A 9,726-nucleotide genomic window follows, 5' to 3' on the forward strand; every position below is an offset into this window, starting at 1 on the left:
TGCTCAAACCCTGATTCAGGTTTAAGTAGAAACGCTTTAAAATGGCCGTTACCTCCCCCCCAATGCCACATCACTGGTTCCGCAGTCACTGCGAAGGAGGCGCCTAGAGCCAGTCCCCAAGCTCCACCGAGATTGATTGAACACATCTGTCTCAGTTCCGAGACAGGTCATCATTTAGGCCAAGCGCAGATTTACCGCAGCGCTGTGGCATTTTGTATCATCCGAACTAAACTGTGCACTTTAGCAGCCCCTAAACCACTGCACTCATGTCACTGTGATCGTCTCGTTGCGATCATCAGGGCCCGAAACTCCAGATCCCCAGAGGTTCTTCAGAACAATGATCAAACGCATACTCACCGGTGGTGTCGCCTTTGCGGCATTAGGCATTGCCGGTTTCGCGATCTACGCATGGCATCCCGCAATCAAACCGATTGCGACGCCCGCCGCAGACAGCTTTGCACCTGCTCAGATCGAACAAGGACGCATTTTGGCCGCTGCCGGCTATTGCTCAACCTGCCACACAGCCGCAGATGGTGCCCCGTATGCCGGGAACTATCCGATGAAAACGGATTTCGGCACAATCTATTCCACCAACATCACCCCGGATCCGGACTCCGGTATCGGGACGTGGTCGGAAGAGGCCTTTGAGCGCGCCATGCGTGACGGCATCGACCGCAGCGGCGCGCATCTTTTCCCGGCCCTGCCCTTCGACCATTTCACCAAAATGTCGGACAAAGACATCTCGGCGCTCTATGCCTATCTGATGTCCTCCGTGCCGCCCGTTTCTCACGAGCAGCGTGAAAACAACCTGCCATTCCCGCTTGATCAACGCTTTCTGCAAGCGGGCTGGAAAATGCTATTCTTCGATGCCGGACGCTATGAACCGAATTCGGAGAAATCCGAGGAGTGGAACCGAGGTGCGTATCTCGCTGAGGGGGTCGCCCACTGTGGCGCCTGTCACACCCCGCGCAACGCACTTGGAGCCGAAGAAACCAAAGCGCAATATGCCGGGGCTGAAATTGACGAATGGATTGCCCCGCCGCTGACCGCCGCCAACCCCTCGGGCGTCGCATGGACGGCTCAGGCCTTCTACGACTATCTCAAAACCGGTTCCTCGCGTTACCACGGTGGGGCTGCAGGTCCGATGGCGCCTGTCGTCCATGCCGGTCTGCGTGAGTTGCCGGACAGCGACCTGAAAGCGATTGCCGTCTATCTGGGCGATACAGTTGGGGCTCCGGATCAAGATCCCGCCACGAACCCCGCGGTGATCAAATCGCTTGAGGCGGGTATGCCGCAACAGGATTACCGCGCGGACGAAGGCGAACGCCTTTACGCGACGGCCTGTGCCGCGTGTCACTACAACAGTCAACAGATTGCCGAGGGCCGTCCCGATCTGGGCATCAACTCAGCCATGCGTCTCGAAGATCCGACCAACCTCATCCATGTCATGTTGGACGGTGTGAAAGCGGATCAGGGCATGGAAGGCGTTGTGATGCCGGCCTTTGGCTCCACCATGTCGGACCAACAAATCGCCGCGATCGCCGCCTATCTGCGCGCCAGCCGCACGGACAAGGCCCCGTGGGACGGTTTGGAACAGAAAGTAGCTGAGATCCGCGCCCAAGGCGCGATGGCGCATTGAGCGGATCAGGAGAAAAACAATGACTCGTTTTACGATCAATGGAAAAGCGATTGAGGTCGATGTCGAAGACGACACGCCTCTCCTCTGGGTGATCCGCGATGAAATCGGCCTGACCGGGACGAAATTCGGCTGTGGGATCGGGATGTGCGGGGCCTGTACCGTGCATGTGGGGGGGCGCGCGACGCGCTCCTGCATCACGCCGGTCTCTTCGGTCGAGGGGGCGACAATCACCACGATTGAAGGCTTGGACGCAGACGGAAATCACCCGGTGCAAAACGCCTGGCGTGATCTGAAAGTGCCGCAATGCGGCTACTGTCAGTCCGGTCAGATCATGCAAGCCGCCGCCCTGTTGCAAGACATCCCCGAGCCATCCGATGACGACATCGACGCGGTGATGACCGGCAACGTCTGCCGCTGCATGACCTATTCGCGCATCCGAGACGCTGTCCGCGAGGCTGCAACCACAATGAAAGAGGAGCGGTCCAATGGCTAAGCTCAAACTCCCGCCGCGTGGTGAAGCTACGGCAGACCTGACCCGTCGCGGTTTTCTGATCTCCATGACAGCCGCCGGGGCCGCCTTTGGCTTCCCGCGTGCTGGTCTGGCCGCGATGGACCCGGCGGCGCCCGATGGCGTCCCCCCGACCCCGGCGGGCAACGTCTATGAACCGTCGCTTTGGTATTCCATCGACGCAGACGGCAAGGTCAACGTCAACATCATCCGCGCGGAAATGGGCCAGCACGTTGGCACGTCAATCGCACGTATTCTCGCTGATGAGCTTGAGGTTGCATGGGACGATGTGCGCATCACCCATGTGGACAGCGCAGCGAAATGGGGCCTGATGGTCACCGGCGGAAGCTGGTCTGTCTGGCAAAGCTGGCCAGTCTATCGTCAGGCGGGAGCTGCCGGGCGCACCGCGCTGATCGAAGCAGCCGCAGCGAAATGGGGCGTGGACGCATCCGAGTGTGAGGCCCGCGAAGGGAAAATCACCTCTGGCGACAACACGATCACCTATGCGGAGCTGGTGTCCGAAGGCATTTCCCGCAGCTTTACCGAAGACGAGCTGAAAGCCCTGCCGCTGAAACCGCATTCGGAACTGCGTCTGGTCGGCAAAAAGGTCACCGCCCTCGATATCGCCAACAAGACCACGGGCAAAACCATCTACGGGATCGATGCGAAAATCGACGGCATGGTCTATGCTGCGCCGCTTTTGCCGCCGACCCGCCTTGGGTCCAAGGTGACGAATGTCGATGACAGCGCCGCCAAGTCCGTCAAAGGCTATGTCCGGACCCTGACGCTTGATGATCCCTCCGGCACGGTTCCGGGTTGGGTGATGGTGATCGGTGAAACCTTTATGGCGGCACAACGTGCGGCCGATAAGATCAAGGTCACTTGGGAAGCTGGCCCCACCGCAGACGTGACCGAGGCACAGATTCAGGACCACGGACGCGAATTGATCGCCAAGCCTGATGTGGGTGCCATTCTCGACACTGGCGACACCGATACTGCGCCCGTGTTTGAAAAGGCTTCCGACACGCTTGAGGCGGAATATACCACCTCGACGGTTCTGCACTTCCAAATGGAGCCCCTGAACGCCACCGCTTTCCAAAATGAAGATGGTGTTTGGGAAATCCACACCGGCAATCAGTGGCAATCTCTGATCCTTCCGACCCTGCAAACCGCTCTGGGTGTCGACGCAGACAAAGTCGTTCTGCGCACCTATATGCTCGGCGGTGGGTTTGGTCGTCGTCTCAACGGTGACTATGCCGTTCCTGCGGCTCTGGCGTCCAAGGCGCTTGGCGGCAAGCCAGTCAAAATGGTGATGATGCGCCAAGACGACGTGCTGTTCGACAGCCCCCGTTCGTCTTCCGTGCAACAGCTTAAAATGGCTTTCGATGCCGACGGAGCTGTGATCGGGATGGAACATCACGCGACCGCAGGTTGGCCAACCGAGGTCATGGTGCCGTCTTTCATGCCGAAGGGCATCAATGACGAGGCCTATGACCCCTTCGCCATCGCAGGTGCCGACCACTGGTATGCGGTCGGCGCGCAAAAAGTGCGGGCGATTTCGAACGATCTGGCGAATGCGACCTTCCGTCCTGGCTGGCTTCGCTCCGTGGGGCCCGGCTGGACCAACTGGGCCGTGGAAAGCTTCATGGATGAAGCCGCACACAAACTTGGCCGTGATCCGCTTGAGTTCCGTCTCAGCCTGTTCACCGCCGAGGCGCGCAATGCGGGCTCCTCTCCGAACGCTGTGGGCGGTGCAAAACGTCAGGCTGCCGTGGTCAAACGCGCCGCCGAGCTTGCCGGTTGGAGCGAAGAGCTTCCGACCGACACCGGCATCGGCATCGCCACGAGCTTTGGTCAGGAACGCGACATGCCCACATGGGTAGCCTGTGCCGCCCGCGTGAAGGTGGACCGCGCGACGGGTGAGGTGACGGTCGAAAAACTGCATCTCGTCACCGATGCAGGCACGATTGTCGATCCGGACGGCGCTTTGGCACAAACCCAAGGTGCTGCGCTCTGGGGGCTGTCCATGGCGCTCTATGAGGGCACGGAGATCAAGGACGGTAATGTCAACGATACCAACCTCGACACCTACACACCGCTGCGGATGATCGACACGCCGGAGATGGAAGTTGAATTCATCGAGAGCACTGAGGTGCCCGTGGGGCTTGGTGAACCCGCCACGACCGTTGTTGCCCCTGCCATTGGTAACGCGATCTATAACGCCGTCGGAGTGCGTCTGCGGTCGCTCCCGATGACACCTGACAAGATCCGAACGGCTCTTAAAGCCTGAGCCAAGATTTCGAAAATAGATCGGGGTGGCATCAGCCGCCCCGATTTTTTGTGATTTTACAGTCGCAGCCGAAAGACGTCTTCCGGCGTATCAATGTCGATTAAGACCTTGGCTGGCAACGCGATGCGCTGGTCCGCAGGCAAATCCCGGATCAACGCCCCTGCCCCGCGATCTCCACTCAAGGCGCATAAATCGGGGAATAACCGTGCTGGAAAAACTACGGGAGGCATGACCTTCACCCCATCAAAGCTCGCCACAGGATCGTTTGTTCCACGTTGCAAAAGCGCGTCGAGATGCTGGGTTGGCACCATCGGCATATCCGCCAACGTGATCAGAAGTTGGTCCACTCCAGCGCCTTGCGCAACTTCGGTTCCTGCCCGAAGGCTATCGCTTTGGACAATGTCACCGCCGAGCATGACAACAGCATCGAATCCCGCCTGCCGAAACACCTCCGCGACCGCCTCATTTGACACCACAGCGATCCGCAAATCGAGTGCCGTGTTGCGCATCGTCTCACAGGCATAGCCGCATAGTGGCTTGTGTTGCACAGAAGCAAGCAGCTTGTTCTCGACACCGAAGCGCCGCGAATGTCCGGCCGCCAGAACAAGCCCCGCGCGTGTCAAGAGCCGTGTCCCTCGATAGCCCGAGCCTCTGCCAACGCCACATTTTCACAGGCCAGCACCTCCGCCAGCACCGAAACCGCCAACGTGCGTGGATCGCGGGTAGACCGAATGACACCAATCGGCCCTTTTATCCGTTCCAGATCAACCTCGCTGAGCCCCATCGCGCGCAGGCTGGCAATACGCGCTGTTGCAGTGCGCAAGCTCCCCTGTGCACCGATGTAAAACGCCGCGGAGCCAAGCAGCTGTCTGAGGATATCCACCTCCCAGTCATGGCTGTGAAAAAACAAGGCGATTGCGGTATAGCGGTCGATCTCGAGATCTTCAGGCAGTTTTTCACTCATCATCAACCTCGTGCTTAGACCAGGCATCTGACGCTGTGCCATTTCAAGCGTGTCGGTGTTGGGCGAGAGCAAGATACTGCCATACCCCGCCGCCGCCGCCATTGTGGCGAACGCCGCCGCCTCGGTCCCCGTACCGAAGATCACGAACCTTGTATCAGGCTGAATGTGAAGCTGCAGCTCACCCTGAGCACCCTCTTCCAGCACCACATCTCCCCGCTCCATATCAAGAGCAAGGGTTCCGTCTCGTCGCTCGGCAAGTATGTCATGGAGGGCTGTAAGTCGTCTGACATCATTGAGCGGCATCAGGAAAATATCCAATGATCCACCACAGGGAAGTTGAATGTCCATAAAAGGGGATCCCTGCCCATACCGAAGTTTGAGCGGCGTCTTGTTCCGAAGCGCGCGCGCAGCATGATGTGCAACATCTCCGTCGATACAGCCCGACGACAGCGCTCCGAAACATGTGCCGTCTGCCATCACGATCATCGTCGCTCCCACAGGTCGAAAAGACGGCCCACCGGTGGCTGCAATCACCGCCAGCACACAGGAGGGATCGTCATCCAAAGACAGTTTTTCAGCATGAGAAATGGCGGAAGCGATGGGAAAATCGAAAGCACGAACATGGATCATCACGCTGTTTTATCCTGTCTGTCTTCACAGACAATGGCAATCAGCGCGACAGACGGCAAATGCATGGATCAAGAGAGCCAATGACGGTGCTATCCTAAAGCGTTTCTACTTAAACCTGAATCAGGGTTTGAGCAGAAACGCGGTGCAACGTCCAAGCGGAGCGGGCGTTTCGACTTTATGTGATAGATCAAGTTAAAGTCGAAACGCTTTATCTCTATTTAAGGCAGGATCATTGCCGTTTACGGCGACGCAAGCCGTAGATCTGTGTCAGAACGGTCCAGAGGCCGACGGTTCTGAAAATATCACGGATCATCCCAGCATCGGCCTTCAGGCCTTGAAATGTGCCGTATTTCTCTGATTTCAGAGGACTTGCCACATCAGGCCAAACCACCACGGTAATCGAGGTCCCCGCCTTAAGCCAAAGACGGTTCATGAAGACCTCAAGCCCGAAACGCGGCAAGCCATCAAGCTCATTGAGCGCGGTGGCCATCACGTCCTTCGCCATGACGCGCTCCCCGGAAATGTAATCCAGCCCGATGAGACGCCAGGGTGCTGGCGCATTGCCGCGCAAGGAGATCGAAGCACCAACGGATTCGCTTAGAACAGGCTGGCTCAATCGCGACAGGTGCGCAGGGGTCAACCCCATCAAATCGCTGTCCAGAAACATAACATACTGTCCCTGCGCCACCCGAAGCCCGGTGGCGACGGCGCGCGTCTTGCCGCCGTTCTGTGCCTGACGGATGACCCGAACGCGCGCGCATGTCTGTGCCCGCGCCTCGGCGATCTCAGCGGTCGCATCGGAGGAGCCATCGTCCACGACGATCACCTCGTCGATCTCGGGCGTTGCGAGCGTCACATCGAGCACCCGGCCAATGCGCGGCGCTTCGTTGAATGCCGGGATAATGCAACTGAGACGCGGTTGGGTCATCGGTGCGCCTTTCGATAGAAAAGAAAGAGGCCAAGGGAGACCAACAGGAACACCAGAAGGATCAATGACCCACGCCCGATCCAATGATCAACGCGCGTGTAGACGGAACCAAAGCTGTAGCCGATGGCCACGAAGAACAGGCTTTTCGGCACGGTCCCGAGAAAATTGTACCAAAGGAACTGATCGATCCGCATGCGCGCCGTGCCTGCGGCAACGAGGACTGGAAAGCCCATGGAATGGGTCAGCTTGCCGAGAAGCAGCGTCCGCCCGCCCTTATCGGCGAAATAACCTGCCAGACCTTTCATCCGCGCAGGGCGAAGGCCCAACTTGCGCCGCCAGCCCTCTGGCAATCGCGCAAGCCCCCATCGCCCGAGCCCGTAGCCGATAAAATCGCCAAGCAGATCGGCGAGGATCACCACAACGATCACAGACCACAGATCAAGCCGCCCCGTACTGGCCAACCAGGCCGCGATCACCGTCACGATCGGCCCCTCGACAACAGCGACTGGCGCCACGAGCGTCAGCCCGTATTTGCCGATCAACGCGGCAACGGTCTCAAGGCCGAACATGTTTCGACGCCACTTCGGCCATCATGCGATTGCCGCGCCATTCAAACTTGCGCCGGAACAGGCTCAGCACCCAAAGGGCAGGAAGCATGACATCGCGCATCATCATCGCGGCCAAATCCCGCAGATTGAGCGGCAACTCGTAAACCCGTGCGAACAGCGCCTCCGCGCCATACCAAAGGGCCAGATAGATCAAGGGCAAGGCTGCGGAGATATGCCCTGCCAAGGCCAGAGCCAAAAGGCACAAGAGGCCGACCAGAGGGCCTTGGAGAATTTCGAGACCGAACAAGGCCGGGAAACCATCGCGGCGAATGATGCTCCAACGCAGTTGCCGATCCCAGACCGCCTTTGCGGTGCGTTTGCTCACCGGCTGCCGGGACAGGCGCGCGGGCAACCGCACACGCAACCCTTGTTGGCGCACCAGTTTGGTCGAGCCGACATCTTCGGCGGTATCGCGGCCAAGTGCAGCAAGTCCGCCCCCGGCATTCAGGATCTTACGGTTCCAGAACAGGGTTTTGCCCTGCGCAAACCCGATCCCCAGAACATCGGCGGCCAGCTGCCAGCGGCCCTGATTGGTATTGAGGAACGCGCATTCCACCGCGCCCCAGAAATTGCAGGGCATCGCGCCGAACGGAGGGCCGGATACCAACCCAACATCCTCTCCCCAGGTGTCAGCGAGCATAGCGAGGTAATCAGGGTCCAGGAAAAGGTTGGAGTCCGCGAGGACAAACCAATCCCCTGACGCCGCCATGACCCCTTTTTCAACATTGTTCAGCTTGGGGTTCGCGCTCAGGCTGCTTTCACCGACGAGCAACTGTGCGGGCACCTCAGGATGATCTGCGATCATGTCGCGGATCGCATCACAGGCCGGATCATCCGCATGTTCTGCACAGAACAGAATTTCGTAATCGGGATAGTCTTGAATGAACGAGCTGCCCAACGTGAGCCGATCATAGGGATCGAGCCCTTTCACCGGTCGGATCAACACCAGATGAGGGCGGAACGGCGGTGTGGACGTCCTAGACTTCTGGAGCCAAGGCCGCGCTGAGGCGAGGCCTGCGCTGCCGAGATGGGCCGAGAGAGACAGGGTCGCGACAGCGGAAAGAAGCAGTTCTGACATCATGATCAGTTGTCCCTTAACAAGGCGCTTTGCGGTGCGAGCACTGGCTCTGCTTGGCCAGAACTCGTCCACTCAACGAGGCGAAGCGTGCCATCATAGGCTTCGGTGAGCGCTGTAAAACTGTCGATCCAATCGCCGCAGTTGGCGTAGATCGTGCCCTCGATTTTTCGTAGCATCGGTTTGTGGGAATGACCGCAAATCACGCCATCCGCACCGCTATCGCGCGCCAAAGCAACCATTCGGGCCTCAAACCGGCCGGCCATGACAAACAGGCTGTTGAACCGCGTAATCACCCGCTCAATCCGAGTGGGTTGATCAGGTACGCGTGTCAGGAGACGCCGCCCGAGCCAGTCGTCAATTCCACGCAGGAAAGCATCGGCACGACTGCCCAACCGGGTCATGAAATGCTGGCGCATCAAACGTGAGTCACATTGATCGCCATGCAGCACCAGATAATTCTGCCCGTCTGCCGCAGGGTGGACCAGCCGTTCATGAAGTTCCCAACCGTCCGGAACGCTCGCCTCTGGTTGGCGCAAGGGGGCATCGTGATTACCCGAGAGGTAGATGACGCGAACGCCCCGCGCGACCCGCCGGTTCAGTTCTTCCTTGATCTCTTCAGCCGCGCGCGACCAAAAAATCCGGCCACCGTGCCAGATGTCGAGAATGTCCCCGACGAGAAAGATCGTCTCGGCCTCATGGGCACGCAAAAAATCCAACGCCGCCTTTGGCCGCGCCGCTCGTGCACCGAGATGAAGATCGGAGAGAAAAAGGGTTTTGACCCGCGAAGGTGCGATAGACCACAGCATTTGGCCTCCATTTGGCTCACGTGCGGCGCCGGTCTTGTTCGTACGGATCGAATGTCGCATCTGTTTGAAGCAAGCTCGATTTTGGTAAATCCAGCGCACTCTAATCCTACAGATGAAATCCGTTTGTCAAATTTCAAGGCCTGTACCGCAGAACCGTATGATCTGTCTTGAGCGCATGCATGCAGGGTGCATGTGATGGTTTCGTGACATTTCAGTATGGGAAGCGTGAAGATTTTGGACCCGAGGTCAGAGCTTTTTCGGCGTCTCACAAGTGT

Annotated in this window: 9 protein-coding genes; 3 read left to right on the forward strand and 6 right to left on the reverse strand. The window is 58.7% G+C overall.

Annotated elements, in window-relative coordinates; translation table 11 throughout:
- Window positions 1-337 precede the first annotated feature (337 nt).
- The 3 genes from ACYBHZ_RS16425 to ACYBHZ_RS16435 are packed head-to-tail and all read left to right on the forward strand — an operon-like array spanning window position 338 to window position 4,437.
- The gene (locus ACYBHZ_RS16425) at window positions 338-1,639 is read left to right on the forward strand and encodes a c-type cytochrome (protein WP_460275375.1); all 1,302 of its coding nucleotides are present in this window, start codon (window positions 338-340) and stop codon (window positions 1,637-1,639) included.
- Between the two features lie 19 nt (window positions 1,640-1,658).
- A complete protein-coding gene (locus ACYBHZ_RS16430; RefSeq protein WP_460275376.1) occupies window positions 1,659-2,132 on the forward strand; it encodes a (2Fe-2S)-binding protein in 474 nt (157 codons plus the stop codon).
- Window positions 2,125-4,437 (forward strand): xanthine dehydrogenase family protein molybdopterin-binding subunit, encoded by a 2,313-nt coding sequence (locus tag ACYBHZ_RS16435; protein WP_460275377.1) that lies wholly within the window; start codon window positions 2,125-2,127, stop codon window positions 4,435-4,437. Before ACYBHZ_RS16430 ends, ACYBHZ_RS16435 begins: the two co-directional genes overlap by 8 nt.
- Window positions 4,438-4,493: 56 nt before the next feature.
- Here the strand turns inward: ACYBHZ_RS16435 and ACYBHZ_RS16440 are convergent, their stop codons facing one another.
- The 6 genes from ACYBHZ_RS16440 to ACYBHZ_RS16465 form a co-directional block, all read right to left on the reverse strand.
- Window positions 4,494-5,060 (reverse strand): nucleotidyltransferase family protein, encoded by a 567-nt coding sequence (locus tag ACYBHZ_RS16440; RefSeq protein WP_460275378.1) that lies wholly within the window; start codon window positions 5,058-5,060, stop codon window positions 4,494-4,496.
- Entirely contained in the window at window positions 5,057-6,031 is a 975-nt protein-coding gene (locus ACYBHZ_RS16445; RefSeq protein ID WP_460275379.1) for an XdhC family protein, read from the reverse strand. The genes ACYBHZ_RS16440 and ACYBHZ_RS16445 overlap by 4 nt, the downstream gene beginning before the upstream one ends.
- Before the next feature lie 229 nt (window positions 6,032-6,260).
- Complete coding sequence (locus tag ACYBHZ_RS16450; RefSeq protein ID WP_460275380.1) at window positions 6,261-6,959, reverse strand: glycosyltransferase family 2 protein; 699 nt, start codon at window positions 6,957-6,959, stop codon at window positions 6,261-6,263.
- Complete coding sequence (locus tag ACYBHZ_RS16455) at window positions 6,956-7,528, reverse strand: DedA family protein (protein ID WP_460275381.1); 573 nt, start codon at window positions 7,526-7,528, stop codon at window positions 6,956-6,958. The genes ACYBHZ_RS16450 and ACYBHZ_RS16455 overlap by 4 nt, the downstream gene beginning before the upstream one ends.
- Window positions 7,515-8,648: a glycosyltransferase gene (locus tag ACYBHZ_RS16460; RefSeq protein ID WP_460275382.1), complete on the reverse strand. Its 1,134-nt coding sequence runs from the start codon at window positions 8,646-8,648 to the stop codon at window positions 7,515-7,517. The genes ACYBHZ_RS16455 and ACYBHZ_RS16460 overlap by 14 nt, the downstream gene beginning before the upstream one ends.
- Window positions 8,649-8,650: 2 nt before the next feature.
- Entirely contained in the window at window positions 8,651-9,451 is an 801-nt protein-coding gene (locus ACYBHZ_RS16465) for a UDP-2,3-diacylglucosamine diphosphatase (protein ID WP_460275383.1), read from the reverse strand.
- Window positions 9,452-9,726: the final 275 nt, after the last annotated feature.

It is taken from the genome of Celeribacter sp. ULVN23_4 (genome assembly GCF_054788345.1).